The following is an 18,719-nucleotide window of genomic DNA, read 5'->3' on the forward strand; positions in this document are numbered from 1 at the left end:
TCCTCCCGATCGGGAGGAGGGTGGCGAGACGGCAGTCAGGCTCAGTCCGCGTATTCGCCGGCTGCTTCGATGACCGACTTCCAGCGGGTGATTTCGCTCGCGAGCTTCGCCTTCAGCGCCGCCGGCGTCGCATCAGCGTCCGACGAAGGAGCGGTGCCGAGTTCGGCAAAGCGGGCGCCAACATTCGGGTCCTTTAGTGCGACCTGCAGCGACTTCGACAAGCGCTCATTGATTTCGGCCGGTGTGCCCTTCGGCGTGTAAATACCGTGCCAGATACCGACTTCGAAGCCCGGCAGGCCGGCTTCGACCGCCGTCGGAATGTCCTTGAGCACATCGAGGCGGGCCGGCGACGTCACGGCATAGGCCTTGATCGTACCGCCCTTGATCTGCTTCGTCGTATTAGTCGTCTGGTCGCACATGATATCGACCTGTCCGCCGAGAAGGTCGGTCATGGCCGGGCCGGTTCCCTTGTAGGGAACAGTCGTCAGCGGCGTCTGGATGGCGCTCATGAACATCATGCCGCAAAGGTGGGATGCGGCACCGATACCGGCATTGGCGACGGTGACCTTGTCCTTGTTGGCCTTCACATAGTCGATCAGGCCCTTCAGATCGGCCGGTTCGAAATCCTTGCGGGCAACGATCGTCATCGGAACATCGGTAACGAGACCGACATATTCGAAGGCGTTCAGCGTGTCATAGGCGAGCTTGCGGTAAAGCGTGGCGCTGGTCGCCATGCCGATATGGTGCAGCAGGATCGTGTAGCCATCCGGATCGGCATCGGCAACACGGCCGGCGCCGAGTGTTCCGCCGGCACCGCCGACATTTTCGACGACGATCTGCTGGCCGAGATCCTTCGACATGGATTCCGCGACGAGACGCGCGACGGTATCGGTCGGTCCACCGGCGGCGAAAGGCACGACCATGGTGATGGTGCGTTCGGGATAGGTCTGAGCCGAAGCGGCATGGGCGAGCAGCGAAACGGCAGCGGCGGCGGTCACGCCGAGCATGGCCTTCAGGATTTTCATCGTTTTCCTCCCTGATGAAAATGGGTCGTCCCGCCGGCGCATCCTCCGCACCGGCTTGGATGGCCCATTTGCAGGCCAGGGACTGACAGCCGCAATCGCGACGCGAGGAGAGGAATGACGATTTTGCGAGAGTGCGCCGCAGCATGGGTCGATTTGGAAACAAATGGTTAAAGCGATGGGTGGAAATCCACCCATCGCTTGTCCCTCACCGGTTGGGCGGCAGAACGACCTCACCCGTTTCCAGCAGCGATTTGAGGTTGGAGAGAATTTGCGGCCACCCGCCGGAGACAGCGCCAATGAACTTGGAACCTTCTATCGGCATCGAATGCGCCAGCGTCAGCTTGACCGCCTCGCCGACCGGCTCAAGCTCTATCACGCACTGGGAAAACCCTTCGGCCTTGAGCTCCGGCCTGAACTCATTATGCCACTTCAGGACAAGCCGCCTGGGCGGATCGAATTCGAGGATTTCGCCTGTATCGGTGACGGTTCCGTCGGAATAACGCATCTGCCAGGCAGAGCCGACTTTCCAATCGGTTTCGAATTGCACCCCGAGCCAGAATTTCTTCATGAATTCCGTCGTCGTAAGCGCCGACCAGAGCTGTTCCGGTGTGGTCCGGATATAGGTGACGTAATTGAATGCGCTGCCAGCCATGATGATACTCCCTTTTGGCCAAGGCTTGGTCACACCCTCGCCGGCAGGCGGGACGATTCATTCGTCTTTGGTGCCCTCGAGGCTCTTCTTGAGATCGGAGAGCGCCTCTAATGCACGGCGCTCGAATTTGCTGATCCACCGGTCCGCGATCTCGTTGATCGGAACCGGATTGATGTAATGCAGCTTTTCGCGCCCTCGCCGGCGCGTGGAAACGAGGTTCGCTTCTTCGAGAATGCCGAGATGCTTCGTCACCGCCTGACGCGTCATCTCCAGTCCTTCACACAATTCGCCGAGCGTCTGGCCGCTACGCGCATGCAGGCGATCCAGCAGGCGTCGCCGGCTGCCATCCGCCAGTGCTCGAAAAATCRCATCTTCATCCATGCCAAATATGGAACCATTTGGTTGCCTGTCGTGATCTTATAGGTAACTAAATGGTTGCCTGTCAAGATATGCATCGAGGACGCCCCACAAACAGGCGCGATCGAGATCAAATTCGAAAGAGGATCAAAGCTCGCGGCGCATCTCACCGGCCATGTCATTGGCCAGCAGCTTCTTGTCGAGACCGTATTTCTGCATTTTCTCGTAAAGCGTCTTGCGCGAGATGCCGAGCGATTCATAGACCGGCTTCAGGCTGCCACTATGGGCGACAAGTGCACTCGCAATCACGCCACGTTCGAATTCCGCGACACGCTCGGCCAGACCCGCAGCCTCGGCCTGCCGTCCACCGCCGTCGAGACCGAGCACGAAACGGTCGGCAGCATTGCGCAATTCTCGGACATTGCCCGGCCAGTCGCGCTGCGCGATGTCGGAAATCGCATCCGGCGACACGGCCATGTCGTCTTTGCCGTAACGAGCGGCAGCCTCCCTGACGAGTTGCATAAAGAGCAGCGGAACATCGGCCCGGCGCTGTGAGAGCGACGGCACATGAATGGTCGCGACGTTCAGGCGGTAGAGGAGGTCGGCGCGGAATCGGCCGCCAGCGACTTCCGCTTCCAGATCGACCTTGCTCGTGGCGATGAACCGCACGTCGAGCGGCACGGTCTCATTCGATCCGAGGCGGGAAATCGTTCTCTCCTGCAGCACCCGCAGGAACTTCGCCTGCAGATCAAACGGCATGGAGCCGATCTCGTCGAGCAGGATGGTGCCGCCACGTCCATGCTCGAACTTGCCGTAACGCGGCCGCACGGCCCCCGGAAAAGCGCCGGCCTCATGCCCGAAAAGCTCGCTCTCGATCAGGTTTGCCGGAAGTGCTGCGCAATTGATGGCAATGAAGGGCCGACTTGCCCGCGCGCTGATATCGTGCATCGCCCGCGCCACCACTTCCTTGCCGGCACCGGTATCACCGACCACAAGTGTATCAGCATCGCTCGCCCCGATCGCACGGATGCGATAGCGCAGGTCGACCATGATCTGCGTGCGTCCCGGCAAGCGCGCCTCGATATCGTCGCGCTTGCCCGCCACCGCCTTCAGCAGCCGGTTTTCCAAGACGAGGCTGCGCCGCTCCATGGCGCGGCGGATGACGCCGGCGAGCATCTGTGGCGTAAACGGCTTCTCGATGAAGTCATAGGCGCCCTCGCGCATCGCCTTGACGGCAAGCTGTACATCGCCGTGGCCGGTGACGAGAATAACCGGCACTTCAGTATCGAGTTCGCGGATCTTCTGCATCAGCGTCATGCCGTCCATGCCAGGCATGCGGATATCGGTGACAACGACGCCGGGAAAGCTATAGCCGATCAGTTCCAGCACGTGGTCGGCATTGGAAAAGGTCTCGACGCTGAAGCCGGAGAGTTCCAGTGCCTGCGCCGTCGAGCGGCGCAGTTCCTCTTCGTCATCGACGAGCAATATCTTCTGTTCGTTCATTCCGCCGCCTCCGGCATCATGCCAGCCGCCGCAGAAAGCTCTATGCGGAACACGGCTCCACCCTCCGGATGGTTGGAGACGGTCAGGCTGCCGCCAAAATCCTTGATGATGTTGTAGGAGATGGAAAGCCCCAGCCCGAGCCCCTTGCCCACCCCTTTGGTGGTGAAGAAGGGATCGAAGATGCGCTCGGCAATCGCCGCCGGCACACCAGGCCCATGATCACGCACTGTCAGGATTACCCTGCCGGCCTCTTCGGACGCCGAAACCTCGATGCGCCGGTCCTCTAGCCCCTCGACGGCATCAGCCGCATTCGAGATCACATTGACCAGCACCTGCTGCAGTCGCACCGAGCCCGCCTTGACCACCGGCGGCCGCGCGCCAAGATGCAGCCGGAGATCAGCATCCGCAGCCTTGAGACGCCAGGCGATGATCTCCAGCGTATCGCGGATCGCCTCGTCGAGCGGCACGGGGCCTAGCTTCTCATTGGGCTTGCGCGCGAAATTGCGCAGGTGCCGACTGATGGAAGCCATGCGATCTATCAACCCGCCGATGCGCTGGATGTTGTCCTGCGCTTCGGCCGTACGGCCGCGTTCGAGCAGGACAGAGGCGCTGTCCGTATAGGTCTTGGCGGCGGCAAGGGGCTGGTTAAACTCGTGCGAGAGCGCTGCCGACATCTGACCGAGACCGGCAAGCTTGCCTGCCTGGATGAGATCGGCCTGTGTCTGGCGTAGCTGCTGCTCGGTCAGGCGCCGCTCGGCAATCTCCTCCTCGATCCGGCTGTTGACGCGGGCAAGATCGGCCGTGCGCTCATCAACCCGCCGCTCCAGCTCGTTCCACGCCTCGGCCTGCAACTGCAGGCGCTCAGAAAGCCGCATGCGTCGTTGTCGAAGAATGGCAAATGTCAGAGCGGCAATGCAGAGAATGAGGAAGACGACGACCAGCGCGGTACGGGCTTGCACCCGGATGGAGCTCGTGTCCATCAGCACGTTCACCGTCCAGTCCTCGGCCGGCATGTAGTGCGAGAGCACGAGATATTCACCTTGCCCGCGATCGCCGGCGAGCGTCATCAGGTCATGATCTTCGAAGCGATGGCGGATGACCGGCAGTTCGACCAGTTTCGCATTGGCATAACGTCGCGATGCCTCGGTGCGCGCCACCCGATCCAAACTCAGCGGCAGGATCGCCCCATAGAGCCAGTCCGGACTGTCGGACATGAAGATGATGCCTTCAGGGTCGGAGACGAAGATACGGTACTCGCCACCGCTCCAGGAAGATTCAATCACATCGATATCGACCTTGAAGACGATGACGCCACGGATTTCGCCATCCACCCAGATCGGCGAGGAGAAATAATAGCCACGCTTCAGCGAGGTCGTACCGAGGGCGTAGAAGCGGGCCTGATGCCCGCCGATCGCCTCCTGGAAATAGGGGCGATAGCTGAAGTTCTCACCGATGAAGCTGCTAGGGCCGTCATAATTGCTGGCGGCGATCGTCTCGCCATCCGGACGCACGACATAAATATCGGACGATTTCAGCAGCCCGTTGATTTCCTTGAGGTAGAGATTGGCATTGTCGCGCAGCGATCGATCGTCAGGCTGGGTCACGAGATCCTTGATATCGTCGTGATCGGCGATCAGCGCCGGCAAGGCCTCGTAGCGGCTGAGATGGCCGCTGAGTGCGGAAACGGCAAGCCTGAGCGCCGTGCCCGCCTGTGCCGAAGCCTCGCCCATATAGGCGCGCGTGGCAACCGCACTCCCGTAATAGAAGAAAGCGAAAATCAACAAGGGTGCGGCGCAAAGCGCCGCAATGACACGATAGCGCGAAGACAGAGTCTCGCTCCTCCCTTTCCGCCTCCGCTCCCCGTGGAGGCATAACCCGACGGCTTCAAGTGTAATGAGCGCGATGGAGATTTCCAAGAGGCGCCGAAACTTGACACCTGTCAGGCGCGGATGTCTGATTGCTGCACCGCAAGGAGACCGCGATGAGCAACGACGAGATCCCCGAAGACAGCAAACTCACGACGTCCAAACGCCGCTGGGCCACCGAAGGAAAGTTCCTGACCGGCCGCATCAGCCGCCCGGAAACTGAGCGCCTGCCGCCGGGCCAGCATCTTGTGAAGAACTGGCCGGTGCTCGACCTCGGCCAGCAGCCGGTCATTTCTATCGAGAGCTGGAAGCTGGAAGTTCGAGGCCTCGTCGAAACACCATTGGATCTCAATTGGGCAGCTTTTCAGGCGCTGGAACAGAGCGCCATGGTCAGCGACATTCATTGCGTGACGACATGGTCACGCTACGACAACAAGTGGAAGGGTGTTTCGACCCGCGACCTGCTTGATCTCGCCATGCCGAAAGGGGAAGCCGGTTACGCCATGCTGACAAGCTATGACGGCTACACGACCAATCTGCCGCTTTCCGATTTCGCCGCCGAAGACGCGATCCTCGCCACCTCGTGGGAGGGCCTGCCGCTCACCCGCGATCATGGCGGACCGATGCGTCTCGTCGTACCGCATCTCTATTTCTGGAAAAGCGCCAAATGGCTGCGCCGCATCGATCTGCTGCCTGCCGACAAGGCCGGCTTTTGGGAAAAGAACGGCTACCATATGTATGGTGATCCGTGGCGCGAGCAGCGCTATTCCGAGGACTGAATCTGAAGAAGCCGCCTGAGAACAAAGAACCCTGCGGCGAGGATCGCCGCAAAGCCGGTAAGCGAGGCCATGCTCGCCGGATGCAGCGGAATTTCGCTCCAGCGCGGGCGCACGATATCGGCCGTGTTGAAACCCTCGCCACTGAAGCGGCAGGTCACCAGCGAGAGCCCGCGCCTGACCATATCGACATCGACAGCCGATGCGATTTCACCGGCCACCACCGCCTCCTGCGGCATGTCGCGCATGGCGAGCAGCACCGCCTTGGTCGCGGCGAGATAGGCATGGGCGCATTCGTTGAACGGGCTTTCCTCATCCGTCACGCTGCCGGGCATCCGGCCCCAAAGACAGTAGGAATACTGGATTTCGGCATAGTTCAGGACACGCCGGAAAGGCTCGTTCGTATCAACCGCGCCTGCCGCAAGATCCATGATGCGACCGCGATAATCGGCAATCACAGCCATTTCCCCGTGAGATATTTCGGGCACCGGCAGGCCAGCACGGCTGCCCTGGCCCCCACCGCCTCCATGCGCGGATGCGCTACCCGCGATCAGCAGGGCAAGGCCGAAACAAAGCAGATCGAATCCGTTTTTCACAATAAGTCCAACGTCTCGACGCAGCCGCCCAAGAGCCTACAGGCTTCGCGAGGAAAGAGGGAGCGGCAAGCCCCCTCTCCCGCTCCTTATCGATAGGCCGGGCGCAACCCACTCTTCGCCCCGAGGCGCTTCTCCGCCAGCGCGCCGAAAGCGAGACCAAGCACCAACCAGAGGATCATATGCATGCCGAGCGTGGTCGTGCGGAAGCGCCATAGCACCATCGCCGAGAAATTCTCCGGCACTTCATTGATCGGAGGCAGCAGATATTCCACCAGACCGATGAAGACGGCGAAGAGAACACCCGCAACGATCGCCGCGTTCCATAAGCCGTAGCGCGCTGTCAGGTTGCGGGCAATTCCGACGGCCGCGATCAGCGAAGCAATCGAGACGACAATCATCAGGAAGAACAGCTCGGTGCGCACGCCGATCGTATCCGAGTTGCCGACAGCCGGCGGATTGGCCGGATATTTGATAGCCGGAACGATGACGATGGCGACGAAAGCGGCGACCGCGATAACGGCCGAGGTGCCGCGTGCCGAAAGGCTGCTGAAGCGGCCATGCACGAAGGCGAAGACAAGCGCAAACAGCCCGCCAATGGCAACGCTATAGGCCATGACGCCGATAAAGAGCCCAGGCCCCGCCTGGGTGGCGCGGCTGACGATTTCAGGCTCGGCGACCTCGCCGGCAGCCTGCGCCGCCGCCTCTTCGAAGGCGATGGCCGCATCGACGAGCGGTTCGCCGAAGAAGCGCGCAAAGGCAAAAACCAGGATGCCTGCAATCACGCCCGCGATCATGCCGCGAAGCAGAAGATTTCCAACCATGTGAGACACTCCCCTAAAGCACGTCGCACAAAAGCGTTCAGCGGTTTTGCGATGACGACATGCAAAAACAAAAACTAAAACGTATCGAGCGGATCTGGAAGATCGCGCCGCGCTTTAGTGGCAGGGGAAGCCGAGGAGGTGGCGGGCGTCATGCACGAATTCGTGCACATACATGCCGTTGAAGAGCGCCATCGCGCCTTCTTCGGTGCCGACGAAATAGATGGCGAAAAGCATCAGCAGGCCGCCGAAGATCGCCCAGGGCAGGATCTGGCCGAGCGGAATCGGTGCGGGTGCTGCGACGGGCGCAAAAGTGGTGTCAGACATGTATTCCTCCTGGAATGACGCGTTCAGTCGAGAATCTTGCGTGCAGTTAGGTCTGACTTCCAACGCGAAGAATTTCTACACGCTGGTCACAGTGGCGCGACCGCGCCGGACTTTCACCGGCTTCCAAACCCGCAACGTCACGGTTATATCTGCACGCCAAAGACACTGTCAACGAAACTTCATATGCGGGCGGCGGCCGTCCCGCCCTATCTCCGGAGGGTGCCGAGAAACGTGACCACCCACCTCACTTGGATAAATCACGGCGCCACGGCGGCAAATCGCACCGCCACCTTTCCGGCGGACGAACCGCTGGAGGAAAAGGTGCTGAGCGATGTCGCGCTACCCGCGCCGGGACGGGCGGACAGGGTTTTCACAAGCCCGGCCCTACGCGCCCGACAGACCGCCGAAATGCTGGGCTTCGACGCGACCGTTGCCCCGTCGCTCAGGGACTGCGACTATGGCCGCTGGGTTGGCAAACCACTGGTCAACCTCCACGCCGAAGAGCCTGAAAATCTTGCGCTCTGGATGTCCGATCCCGAAGCAACCCCGCATGAGGGCGAGAGCCTGCAACAGCTTGGCAAACGCATTGCCGGCTGGATGAACGAGGAGATGCCGCTCGGCGGCCATATCGTCGCTGTCACTCACGCAACCGTCATCCGCGCCGCGATCCTGAATGTGCTGAAAGCACCGCCCGCCGCCTTCTGGACCATCGATGTCCAGCCACTCGGTATGGTGCGCATGACCCATGACGGCCGCCGCTGGTCGCTGCGCTTCTGAATAGTCCTCGTAAATTAGTCCAGCCTTACACAAGCAAACGCAGTCATACGTATTGGACCCGGAATCCCGGGCTCTACGTCCTTCCCCGAGGAGACGAAAAATGACCTATGACTGGAGTGGGGAGCGCACGCGGCGTATTCGCATCGTGCGTGTCACAACTGTTGTCGCCGTTCTCGTCGGCGTCATGATCAGCCTGCCATTGCTGATCAACGTCGCCTGAACTGTCAGAGTACGTCAAAGGCGAGCGTGCTACGGCTGCTCGCCTTTCTCTTTGCCGATCTATTGCGGAATGTGGATGACCGCAAAGAACAGGTCGAGGGTCAGCAGGAGCACAGGTGACCCAAAATGCACTGCGATCAAGCCGGTGATCGCGGTGCGCTTTCGGGCATAGTGCCCATGAAAGGGTAGATCAGTGTTTGCTACCCTTGGGTATTGCGGTGTTGGTGATCGAGACCGGGTCGCTGGCTGGGAAAGTGCCTTCCAGTCCCTCGTCCAGTTGTTCTTCCATCGCCTCTTCGTCACCCCGCGAACGAGCATTCCTTGACGCAGCTGGTTGCTTGTTATCGCCCTCGCGGATTGGCGCCGTGGCAAAGCGCCTCATCACTTCCTTCGCCTTTTCCACCGCATTCAGCCGGCTCAATTGCTGGCCGCGATCATTCTTGATCTGCACGGAGACGACTTCACCGCCGTCGCCCACAAACTCGACCGTAAAACCGCTTTTGTCGCCATAGGCGGGGATGACCTGGGTGCCGACAAGTTGCATGAGATTGTCCTCTCTCGTGAATGGTCCCGGAAAACGGCTTGAGCGCAACATTGGTTCCGCTTCAGGACGACCGGGTGTAGTCAACTTTCAGCTCCAGCCACAGCCGTACACGCGGAGAGACATCTGCCTGCATCCGTTGCGAAAGCATAAAGCGGCAAGCGGCCAAAGGTTTCAAATCGCGAGTAAAATTCGGTATTGCGCACACTCGCTTCCGATGAAAGTGCTACCGAATGCGTGGCATAGTCTCCAACAATTCGCCTTCAGGTTTCAATAAACATTTCAGACTTTCATGATATTTCCGCCCCGGGTGGAGATGGAGAAGCTCATGCCGGAATTCTTCAGGAGCAGGGCGGGAAGGCAATGCCTGTCGATCATGGCGCTCGGTGCAGCGCTGTGGATTTCAGCCACCCTGCTGGATGTCGATAGCTGGCTCGTTTCCTTCATGAGCAACTTCGAGAACTACGGTGCCGATAAATTCGTGCTGGCCCTCGGCATCGCCGGCGCGATGAGTTTCATCTATTCCGTGTTGCGCATTGCCGACCTTCGCAAGGAAATGCAGCTGCGCGACGCCGCCCAGGCGCGCGCCGACTGGACCGCCACCCACGATCATCTGACCAAGCTTCCGAACCGCTACGCCTTCGAACGCAAAATCCTGCCCAAGCCCGCCGATAAGGGGGGCAATATCCCCGAAGAGGCAAAGAGCAACGTCACGATCTTCTCCGTCGATCTCGACGGCTTCAAGAAAGTCAACGACCTCGTCGGCCACAAGGGCGGCGACGTTCTGCTGGTGGAAGTGGCCAAGCGCATCTGCGCGCTGGGCAATGCCGATTGCGTCTACCGTTTCGGCGGGGATGAATTCATCATCATCGCCCTCGGCATGACCGCGGCCCGGGAGGAATGGTTTGCCAAAGTGCTCATTCAGGCGGTTACTCGCCCCATCCTGATCGACGGCTTTGCCGTCGAGGTCGGCGCCAGCGTGGGCTACGACCGCTGGAGCGAAGGCGCAGAGCCGCTGGAGGATGCTGCTCACCGCGCCGACCTTGCCATGTACGAGGCGAAATCGCGCGGGCCCAATCATCAACTGATTTTCGAACCGTCCATGCAGGACAAGGTGACGGAACGCGCATCGCTCGAGACCAAGCTGCGCGGTGCTATTCAGAACAAGGCGATCAAGACCTACTATCAGCCGCTGATCGATCTCAGGAGCGGCAGGCTCTGCGGCTTCGAGGCGCTGGCCAGATGGACCGACGAAGACGGGATGAACATTCCGCCTCCGGTCTTCATCGGCATCGCCGAAGAAACCGGCATGATCACCGAACTGTTCGAAAACCTCCTCACCCAGGCCTGCAGCGATGCCCTCGCCTGGCCTGACGATGTAAGGCTTTCCTTCAACGTGTCACCCGTGCAGATGGAGGATAAACTCCTTCCCTCGCGCATCTTCAAAGTGCTCGCCGCAAGCCGCCTGCCTGCCAGGCGGCTGGAAGTTGAAATCACCGAAAACGCGCTGGTCCAGGACCCGGCGATCGCAGCCCATATTCTCGATGAGTTGCATAAGGCGGGCGTACAGATCGCGCTCGATGATTTCGGCACGGGCTATTCGAGCCTTGCTCAGCTCGCCCGTTATCGCTTCGACAAAATCAAGATCGACAAGAGTTTCATCGCCACCTGTCGGGAAGACGAGAAGCAGGAAAAGATCGTCCGCGCCATGCTCGCTCTCGGAAGAAGCCTCAACATCAAGACGACGGCTGAAGGCGTCGAGGAACACGCCCAGCTCGCCTATCTGCTGCAGCTTGGCTGCGACATCGGTCAGGGCTATCTCTTCGGCAAGGCGATGCCCGCCGCGGAGGCGGGCATCTTCATCGAAAGTCAGAATACCAGTCTGGCCTCTACGGCCTGAATAAAGCAATTCCAGCAAAAGTGTGAAGCGGTTTTGCGTCCGGAATTGCGTGAAAACAAAGAGATAAAGCATTTCCGTGTTTCGAAGAAAAACGGAAATGCTTTAAACTAGAAGACCTGCCGCAGGATCACGAACAGCAGGAAGGCGATCGCGATCGAGGCCGGCAGCGTCAGCACCCAGGCCATGAGCATATTGCGCACGGTGGACCATTGCAGGCCCGAGCCGTTCGCAGCCATCGTGCCCGCCACACCTGATGACAGAACGTGCGTGGTCGAAACCGGCAGGCCGAGATGGTCGGCCGAGGCGATCGTCACCATGGCGACGACTTCCGCGGCGGCACCCTGGCCGTAGGTCAGGTGCGTTTTGCCGATCTTCTCACCAACCGTCACGACGATGCGCTTCCAGCCGACCATCGTACCGAGGCCGAGCGCCAGCGCAACGGCGACCTTCACCCATAACGGAATGAACTTCGTCGCATTGTCCACCGCCGCATGATAGCCGGTGACGGCCTTGAGATCACTGGCGTCCATCGGCAGCAGCTTCTGCTTGTCGATGAGCTTCAGCGCCTCGCCGATCAGGTAGATATCGTTGCGAACGTTGCTGACGAGATTTGTCGGAACGGCTTCCAGTGTCGGGAAAGCGGCGACTTCGGCGCTCGTCTGATGGATATACTGCTGCAACGCCGGGGTGGTCGCGTCCGTCCAGACCTTGTTCTTGACGGCATTGCTGACTTCCGCCTTGTAGTCGGTTACGGTCACGCCCGGCTTTACATATTTGCCGAGTGCGGTTTCCACCTGCGCCGAAGCCGACTTGTAGGCTTCGAGATAGTTGACGTCAGGCGTGCGGTTCAGCGCAAAGGCTGTCGGCACCAGACCGATCAGGATGAGCATGATGAGACCCATGCCCTTCTGGCCGTCATTCGAGCCGTGGGCGAAGCTGACGCCCGTGCAGGTGAAGATCAGGATGGCGCGGATCCATAACGGCGGCGGTTGGTTGCCCTTCGGCTCCTGATAGAGCTCGGGTTTGCGCACCAGGAACTTCATAACGACGAGCAGGATGGCCGAAAGGCCGAAACCGATAATTGGCGAAATCAAGAGCGACAGGCCAATGTTGGTTGCCTGCGACCAGTCCACACCGCTGGTGGCCGAGCCTGCCGGCGCAAGGAATTGGTTGGCGAGGCCGACACCGATGATCGAGCCGACCAGCGTATGCGAGCTCGATGACGGCAGACCGAGATACCAGGTACCAAGGTTCCAGACGATCGCTGCGATCAATAGAGCGAAGACCATGGCCAGGCCCGAGCCAGAGCCGACCTGCAGGATGAGCTCGACCGGCAACAAGGCCAGGATGCCGAAGGCGACGGCGCCCGTCGACGTCAAGACGCCGAGAAAATTGAAGAAGCCCGACCAGATGACGGCAAATTCCGCCGGCATGGAGCGCGTATAGATAACGGTCGCCACGGCATTGGCCGTATCGTGGAAACCGTTGACGAACTCGAAGCCGAGCGCGATCAGCAGCGCAAGGCCGAGAAGCAGCCAGGGAACGGCAACTGCGGCGGTCAAATCACGGGCGAGGGCATAGCCGACATATCCAAGACCGCAGACCACAACGAGCCCGAACACCGGCAGGAACCACTTGCCGGCGGAGTTCGAATGATGCAGCGGATGGGAAGCGTCGCTATGGCTGGGGGCAATGTCGGCCATGGCATAGTTCCTTGTTCCAATTGCAAATTGCCATTTGTTAATAAATCCCTAGCGTGAAGCTCTCATGACGCGGCCATTCGCGCGCCATCCCGGAACCGGGACCGAAATCAGCAACCAAAAATTGCCTGCCGGGACGCAAAAGACTTCCCACCCGGCACGATGACGCTAAGTTCGTCATCGTCACGCTTGCCGGGGAGCATCAAGCAAAATGCCGTCGACCGACCTTCTCCTGACCTTCAATGCCGGCTCGTCGACGGTGAAGATCGGCATCTTCGCAATCGAGAATGCAAAGGTGCGCCGCATCGGCAAGGGCGTGATCGACTTCCGCTCCAAACCGCTTACCTTCAAGCTGACGGAAGGTCCGCAGACATTTGATGCACCGCTGAAGGCGGAGCTTACCGACGATCTGCACGCCGTCATCGACGAAACGTTCAAACTACTCTCGGAGCATTTCGACATCGGTGACGTCCGCGCTGCCGGCCACCGCGTCGTCCATGGCGGCGACCGTTTTACCGCGGCAGCCGTGCTCGATGATGCCGCAATCGCGGCGATCGACGCGCTCACGCCGCTCGCCCCCCTTCACCAGCCGCAGGCGCTTCGCTTCATCCGCGCCCTGAAACACCTGAAGCCGCAGCTTGCCCAGACGGCTTCCTTCGACACAGCCTTTCATGCCACGCAGGCCGATCTCGTCCGCCGCTTCGCCATCCCCCGCGCGCTTCATGACGAGGGCATCAAGCGCTACGGCTTTCATGGCCTTTCCTACAAATTCATCGCCGGTGAGGTGAGCCGCAGGCTGTCGAATAAAGCGAACATCGTCGCCGCCCATCTCGGTAGCGGCGCAAGCCTCTGCGCTCTGGAAAACGGCATCAGTCGCGATTGCAGCATGGGCTTTTCCACGCTTGACGGCATTCCCATGGCCACAAGGCCCGGCTGGCTCGATCCCGGCGTGATCCTGCATCTGCTGCAGCAAAAGAAGCAGTCCGCCGATCAGGTGGAAGATCTACTCTACCATCGCTCCGGCCTGCTCGGCGTCTCCGGCATCAACGCCGATACCCGCGATCTTCTCGAGGATGGCCGCGCAGAAGCCCAGGAGGCGCTCGACCTCTTCACATTGCGCATCGCAGGCGAGATCGGCCGCATGTCGGTGACGCTCGGCGGGCTCGACGCCATTGTCTTCACGGCCGGCATCGGCGAGCATCAGCCGCAGATTCGCGCAGCAGTCCTCCAGCGCTTGAGCTGGCTCGGCCTTGCCGTCGATGAAAAGGCGAATGCTGCCAACGGCTTCACAATCACGACACCCGCAAGCCGCATAACGGCGCATGTCACTGCGACCGACGAAGAACAGATTATCGCGCAGGAAGCGCTCTCTATTCTTCGCTCCGGCTGATCCAGATCAAATGCATGCCGGGGCCATCAGCTAGAATTGACGTTGAACAAGTTTAAACGGGAGAAATCCATGGAAAAGCATGTCTCGACTCCAGCAGTTCTGTCAGACGCCGAACTCACACTCATCGACCGCTACTGGCGTGCCGCCAATTATCTCTCGGTCGGGCAGATCTATCTCCTGTCCAATCCTCTCCTGCGCCAGCCCCTGAAACCCGAACATATCAAGCCTCGCCTGCTCGGTCATTGGGGCACAACGCCCGGCCTCAACTTCATCTATGCGCATCTGAATCGCGTCATCCGTGCCCGCGATCTCGACGTCATCTATATGTGCGGCCCCGGCCATGGCGGACCGGGCATGGTCGCGAATACCTATCTCGAAGGCATCTACAGCGAGATCTATCCCGACATCGCCGAGACCGAGGACGGCATGCGCAAGCTCTTCCGCCAGTTCTCCTTCCCCGGCGGCATCCCGAGCCATGCAGCGCCGGAAACGCCCGGCTCCATCCATGAGGGCGGCGAACTCGGCTACGCGCTCGTCCACGCCTATGGCGCAGCCTTCGACAATCCCGATCTGATCGTCGCCTGCGTCATCGGCGATGGCGAAGCCGAGACCGGGCCGCTGGCGGCAAGCTGGCATTCCAACAAGTTCCTGAACCCCGCCCGCGACGGCGCCGTCCTGCCGATCCTGCATCTCAACGGTTACAAGATCGCCAATCCAACCATCCTCGGCCGGGCGAGCGACGAAGATCTGACGCATTTGTTCGAAGGCTATGGTTATGAGCCCTTCTTCGTCGAAGGCCACGAGCCGGCAAAGATGCATCAGCAGATGGCGGCCACCTTCGACAAGATCTTTGACCGCATTCGGGCAATTCAGAAAGAGGCACGCGACGGCAAGGCGCCGCAGGCATGCCCGCGCTGGCCGATGATCGTGCTGCGCAGCCCCAAGGGCTGGACCGGCCCAAAAGAAGTGGACGGCAAAAAGGTCGAAGGTTTCTGGCGCGCCCATCAGGTGCCGGTTTCCAATTGCCGGGAGAACGACGGACACCGGAAAATCCTCGAAGACTGGATGCGCGGTTACGATCCCGAAGACCTCTTCGATGCCTCGGGCACGCTGAAGCCGGAACTACGGGCGCTGGCCCCCTCAGGCAAACGCCGCATGGGTGCCAATCCGCACGCCAATGGCGGTCTGCTGCGCAAGGAGCTGATTGCGCCCGATATCCGCACCTATGAGGTAAAGGTGGAAAAACGCGGGGCTGAGATGGTGCAATCCACCGAAATCCTCGGCCACTACCTGCGCGATACGCTGAAGCTCAACGACGCCAACGCGAACTTTCGCATTTTCGGCCCCGACGAAACGGAATCAAACCGTCTCGGCAGCGTCTTTGAAGTCACCGATCGCGTCTGGATGGAGAAGATCGAACCCTATGACGTGAGCCTCGCCAGCGACGGTCGCGTCATGGAAGTGCTGAGCGAACATCTTTGCCAAGGATGGCTGGAAGGCTACCTGTTGACCGGCCGACATGGCCTGTTTTCCTGCTACGAGGCCTTCATCCACATCATCGATTCCATGTTCAACCAGCACGCCAAGTGGCTGAAGGTCACCCGCGAACTGGAGTGGAGGAAGCCGATCTCCTCGCTCAACTATCTCTTGACCTCACATGTCTGGCGGCAGGACCATAATGGCTTCTCGCATCAGGACCCCGGCTTCGTCGATCTCGTCGCCAACAAGAAGGCCGATATCGTCCGCATTTACCTGCCGCCTGACGCCAACACCCTCCTCTGGGTCGGCGATCATTGCCTGAAGACCTACGACCGCATCAACGTCATCGTCGCCGGCAAGCAGCCGGAGCCGCAATGGCTGACCATGGACGAGGCGGTGAAACATTGCGAGACCGGCATCGGCATTTGGAACTGGGCGAGCCACGAGGACGATACGGTCGCGCCCGATGTCGTCATGGCCTGCGCCGGCGACGTGCCGACCATGGAGACGCTCGCTGCCGTCGATCTGCTGCATCGGCATATTCCGGAGCTGAAGATCCGCACTGTCAACGTGGTCGACCTTCTCGCCCTGCAATCGCAGGATCAGCATCCGCACGGCCTGACGGACGAGGCCTTCGACGCGATCTTCACGAAGGACAGGCCGGTGATCTTCGCCTATCACGGCTATCCCTACCTCATCCACCGGCTGACCTATAAGCGCACCAACCACCGCAACATCCATGTGCGCGGCTTCATCGAAGAGGGCACGACAACCACGCCCTTCGACATGACAGTGCTCAACGAGCTCGACCGCTTTCACCTCGCCATCGAGGCGATCGAGCGCATTCCGGGCCTGAAGGAGAAAGTGCCTGAAGTGCTGGAAAGCCTGAGGGCCAAGCTCGTCGAGCATCATGCCTATGTCCGCGAATATGGCGAGGACATGCCGGATGTGCGCAACTGGAAATGGCCCGCAGCCTGAAAAGGCTGCCACTAAATATGAAAAGGGCCGCACGGAAACCGCGCGGCCCTTCCCCAGCCGTAATGCGAAGTTACTGGCCGTTCTGCGTGCCGCTTGGTGCGGTCGCACCCGTCGGCGCGTTGCCGACAGGCGCCGGGTTGCGATCTGTCGGTTCCAGCGGCTTGATGGAGCCAGTTGCCGGATTGTTGTCTAAAGTACCGGCACCCGAAGGCTGCCCGGTGATCGCATTGGGCGTTGTGGATGCGGTCGAAGCCGGTTCTGTGGTCGTGCCCGGCCAGATGGCAAAGCTCGCCGCAGCGATCAGAATGACCAGAATGCCGGCTGCGAGCACACCCCAGAGCGAGACGCTACGCCGCTCATCGGCCAGCACTTTCTCCTCTTTATAGGATGCCTGCCCGAGTGGCATGCCGGTATTCTCATCCACGATTCGGTTCTTGTCGTCACCATATTGGGTCATCGCTTGATCCTCCAATCTGTGCGGTAGAAACCAAATTAGCGGGAAGATGTTCCATCGAGCCGGTTTTTGGATCCAAACGGACAGTGATAAGGTGCCGACGTTGTTGACTAGGCCGCACTTCCTTAACATCATCAATGACATCAAATCAGGAGTGATCCATGGCATTCGACGGCCGCCTGCTTTCCGGTGTCAGCACGCTTGCCGCGGTGGTCGAAAGCGGCAGCTTCGTCAGAGCGGCTGATGCGCTTGGCCTTTCAGCCTCCGGCGTCAGCCGCGCCATATCGAGACTGGAGGCCCGTGTCGGCGTGCGCCTGCTCGACCGCACCACCCGCTCGGTACGGCTGACGGACGAAGACGCCCGTTTCTACGAACAGGTCGCTCCGCATCTCGATGGCATAGAGGAGGCCGCGACGCTTGCATCAGGTGCGTCTCTGACCGTGCGCGGCCGCCTGCGCGTCGATGTCGATCCGATCTTTTCCCGCATGGTGCTGGCGCCGCATCTGAAGCACTTCATGACCCGCTATCCGGCGCTGGAACTCGAACTGATAACCCGCGACCTGATGAGTGATCTCGTCGCCGACGGCATCGATATCGCCATCCGCTTCGGCCAGCAACCGAGCTCGTCGCGCATCGCCCGCAAGCTGATGGAAACCCGCGTCCTCACGGTCGCCACACCTGCCTATCTCGCCGAGCACGGCACGCCGAGGACACCTGCCGAAATCGCCAGCCACTCCTGCATCCAGTTCCGCGATCCGCTGACAGGCCAGACTTTCGAATGGGAACTGCACAGGGGCAACAAGATCGTGCCGCTCGACGCCCGTGGACCGCTTCTGATGAGCGACCCCGGCACCATGCTCGATGCCTGCCTTACCGGAGCCGGCATCGCCCAGGTGCTTGCCCTTAGCGTCAAGGACCTGCTTGCCGACGGACGCCTTGTAGAGCTCTATCCGGACTGGCCGGGCGAAACTTTCCCCCTCTACGCTGTCCACCCTTCCCGGCATCATGTACCGGCCAAGGTCAACGCCTTTATCGAGTTCTGCGTGGAGCTTATCCGCGACTAAATGCCGATCTTCGAAAGTTGGTGACAACCTCGCGGTCCTTGTTCCGGACCGGCCTGAACGTAGGCTATGAAATTTCACAACTGGAAACACCGCCGAGGAAAGCCATGAAGGGTTTCGCCACCAGCCTCACCGCTTCCCGCCTGGAGGAAATGCTGGCCTTCTATATGACACCGGCGGCGGGTAGCCCTGACGAAGCCGACGACGGCCGCGAGGAAAGCGGAGCGGTGCCCACCAAGACGGCAGATCACACCGCCGAGCGCACGGCGTTCCTCGCCGCCCTGACGGAAAACTAAGCCGC

18 protein-coding genes are annotated in these 18,719 nt (G+C 60.4%); 7 read left to right on the forward strand and 11 right to left on the reverse strand.

All coding sequences use genetic code 11. From position 1 onward, the window contains the following. Window positions 1-41: 41 nt before the first annotated feature. From AC1DM5_RS08715 to AC1DM5_RS08735, 5 genes are all read right to left on the reverse strand, one after another. Window positions 42-1,025, reverse strand: coding sequence for a tripartite tricarboxylate transporter substrate-binding protein (locus AC1DM5_RS08715; protein ID WP_477818373.1), 984 nt, complete (start codon window positions 1,023-1,025; stop codon window positions 42-44). Window positions 1,026-1,230: 205 nt separating this feature from the next. Beyond that, the gene (locus AC1DM5_RS08720; protein ID WP_037103956.1) at window positions 1,231-1,677 is read right to left on the reverse strand and encodes an SRPBCC family protein; all 447 of its coding nucleotides are present in this window, start codon (window positions 1,675-1,677) and stop codon (window positions 1,231-1,233) included. A gap of 57 nt (window positions 1,678-1,734) precedes the next feature. Beyond that, window positions 1,735-2,058: an ArsR/SmtB family transcription factor gene (locus AC1DM5_RS08725; RefSeq protein WP_477974870.1), complete on the reverse strand. Its 324-nt coding sequence runs from the start codon at window positions 2,056-2,058 to the stop codon at window positions 1,735-1,737. Window positions 2,059-2,181: 123 nt separating this feature from the next. Next, the gene (locus AC1DM5_RS08730) at window positions 2,182-3,537 is read right to left on the reverse strand and encodes a sigma-54-dependent transcriptional regulator (protein WP_477818371.1); all 1,356 of its coding nucleotides are present in this window, start codon (window positions 3,535-3,537) and stop codon (window positions 2,182-2,184) included. Then, entirely contained in the window at window positions 3,534-5,453 is a 1,920-nt protein-coding gene (locus AC1DM5_RS08735) for a sensor histidine kinase (RefSeq protein WP_477974872.1), read from the reverse strand. Before AC1DM5_RS08735 ends, AC1DM5_RS08730 begins: the two co-directional genes overlap by 4 nt. Before the next feature lie 65 nt (window positions 5,454-5,518). On the opposite strand from AC1DM5_RS08735, the gene AC1DM5_RS08740 reads away from it, so the two are divergent. Beyond that, entirely contained in the window at window positions 5,519-6,181 is a 663-nt protein-coding gene (locus tag AC1DM5_RS08740; RefSeq protein ID WP_477818369.1) for a sulfite oxidase-like oxidoreductase, read from the forward strand. On the opposite strand, the gene AC1DM5_RS08745 is transcribed toward AC1DM5_RS08740, so the two are convergent. The 3 genes from AC1DM5_RS08745 to AC1DM5_RS08755 all read right to left on the reverse strand — a co-directional run bounded on the left by AC1DM5_RS08745 (window position 6,166) and on the right by AC1DM5_RS08755 (window position 7,919). Continuing rightward, window positions 6,166-6,774: a hypothetical protein gene (locus tag AC1DM5_RS08745; RefSeq protein WP_477818368.1), complete on the reverse strand. Its 609-nt coding sequence runs from the start codon at window positions 6,772-6,774 to the stop codon at window positions 6,166-6,168. The two genes, AC1DM5_RS08740 and AC1DM5_RS08745, sit on opposite strands and share 16 nt — an antisense overlap. An 86-nt stretch (window positions 6,775-6,860) precedes the next feature. Further along, a complete protein-coding gene (locus AC1DM5_RS08750; RefSeq protein WP_477818367.1) occupies window positions 6,861-7,595 on the reverse strand; it encodes a CbtA family protein in 735 nt (244 codons plus the stop codon). Window positions 7,596-7,709: 114 nt separating this feature from the next. Then, window positions 7,710-7,919 (reverse strand): CbtB domain-containing protein, encoded by a 210-nt coding sequence (locus AC1DM5_RS08755; RefSeq protein ID WP_113508366.1) that lies wholly within the window; start codon window positions 7,917-7,919, stop codon window positions 7,710-7,712. A gap of 231 nt (window positions 7,920-8,150) precedes the next feature. Here AC1DM5_RS08755 and AC1DM5_RS08760 point away from each other — a divergent pair, with 231 nt between their 5' ends. Then, window positions 8,151-8,696, forward strand: coding sequence for a histidine phosphatase family protein (locus AC1DM5_RS08760; protein ID WP_477818366.1), 546 nt, complete (start codon window positions 8,151-8,153; stop codon window positions 8,694-8,696). 409 nt (window positions 8,697-9,105) lie between these two features. Here the strand turns inward: AC1DM5_RS08760 and AC1DM5_RS08765 are convergent, their stop codons facing one another. Continuing rightward, window positions 9,106-9,459: a hypothetical protein gene (locus AC1DM5_RS08765; protein WP_477818365.1), complete on the reverse strand. Its 354-nt coding sequence runs from the start codon at window positions 9,457-9,459 to the stop codon at window positions 9,106-9,108. Window positions 9,460-9,784: 325 nt separating this feature from the next. On the opposite strand from AC1DM5_RS08765, the gene AC1DM5_RS08770 reads away from it, so the two are divergent. After that, entirely contained in the window at window positions 9,785-11,356 is a 1,572-nt protein-coding gene (locus tag AC1DM5_RS08770) for a putative bifunctional diguanylate cyclase/phosphodiesterase (RefSeq protein ID WP_477818364.1), read from the forward strand. A gap of 107 nt (window positions 11,357-11,463) precedes the next feature. Here AC1DM5_RS08770 and AC1DM5_RS08775 read toward each other — a convergent pair whose 3' ends face one another. Beyond that, a complete protein-coding gene (locus tag AC1DM5_RS08775; RefSeq protein ID WP_477818363.1) occupies window positions 11,464-13,059 on the reverse strand; it encodes an inorganic phosphate transporter in 1,596 nt (531 codons plus the stop codon). Between the two features lie 208 nt (window positions 13,060-13,267). On the opposite strand from AC1DM5_RS08775, the gene AC1DM5_RS08780 reads away from it, so the two are divergent. Together AC1DM5_RS08780 and AC1DM5_RS08785 are read left to right on the forward strand one after the other, a co-directional pair. Continuing rightward, window positions 13,268-14,446 (forward strand): acetate/propionate family kinase, encoded by a 1,179-nt coding sequence (locus AC1DM5_RS08780; protein ID WP_477818362.1) that lies wholly within the window; start codon window positions 13,268-13,270, stop codon window positions 14,444-14,446. Between the two features lie 69 nt (window positions 14,447-14,515). Beyond that, window positions 14,516-16,903, forward strand: a complete 2,388-nt coding sequence (locus tag AC1DM5_RS08785) for a phosphoketolase family protein (protein ID WP_477818361.1) — start codon at window positions 14,516-14,518, stop codon at window positions 16,901-16,903. A gap of 70 nt (window positions 16,904-16,973) precedes the next feature. Here AC1DM5_RS08785 and AC1DM5_RS08790 read toward each other — a convergent pair whose 3' ends face one another. Beyond that, window positions 16,974-17,360, reverse strand: coding sequence for a hypothetical protein (locus AC1DM5_RS08790; protein WP_477818360.1), 387 nt, complete (start codon window positions 17,358-17,360; stop codon window positions 16,974-16,976). A gap of 158 nt (window positions 17,361-17,518) precedes the next feature. Between AC1DM5_RS08790 and AC1DM5_RS08795 the strand changes: the two genes are divergently transcribed. Together AC1DM5_RS08795 and AC1DM5_RS08800 are read left to right on the forward strand one after the other, a co-directional pair. After that, window positions 17,519-18,421, forward strand: a complete 903-nt coding sequence (locus AC1DM5_RS08795; protein WP_477974874.1) for a LysR family transcriptional regulator — start codon at window positions 17,519-17,521, stop codon at window positions 18,419-18,421. A gap of 104 nt (window positions 18,422-18,525) precedes the next feature. Then, window positions 18,526-18,714, forward strand: a complete 189-nt coding sequence (locus tag AC1DM5_RS08800) for a hypothetical protein (RefSeq protein WP_477818358.1) — start codon at window positions 18,526-18,528, stop codon at window positions 18,712-18,714. Window positions 18,715-18,719: the final 5 nt, after the last annotated feature.

This window comes from Rhizobium sp. 01T437 (genome assembly GCF_056398505.1).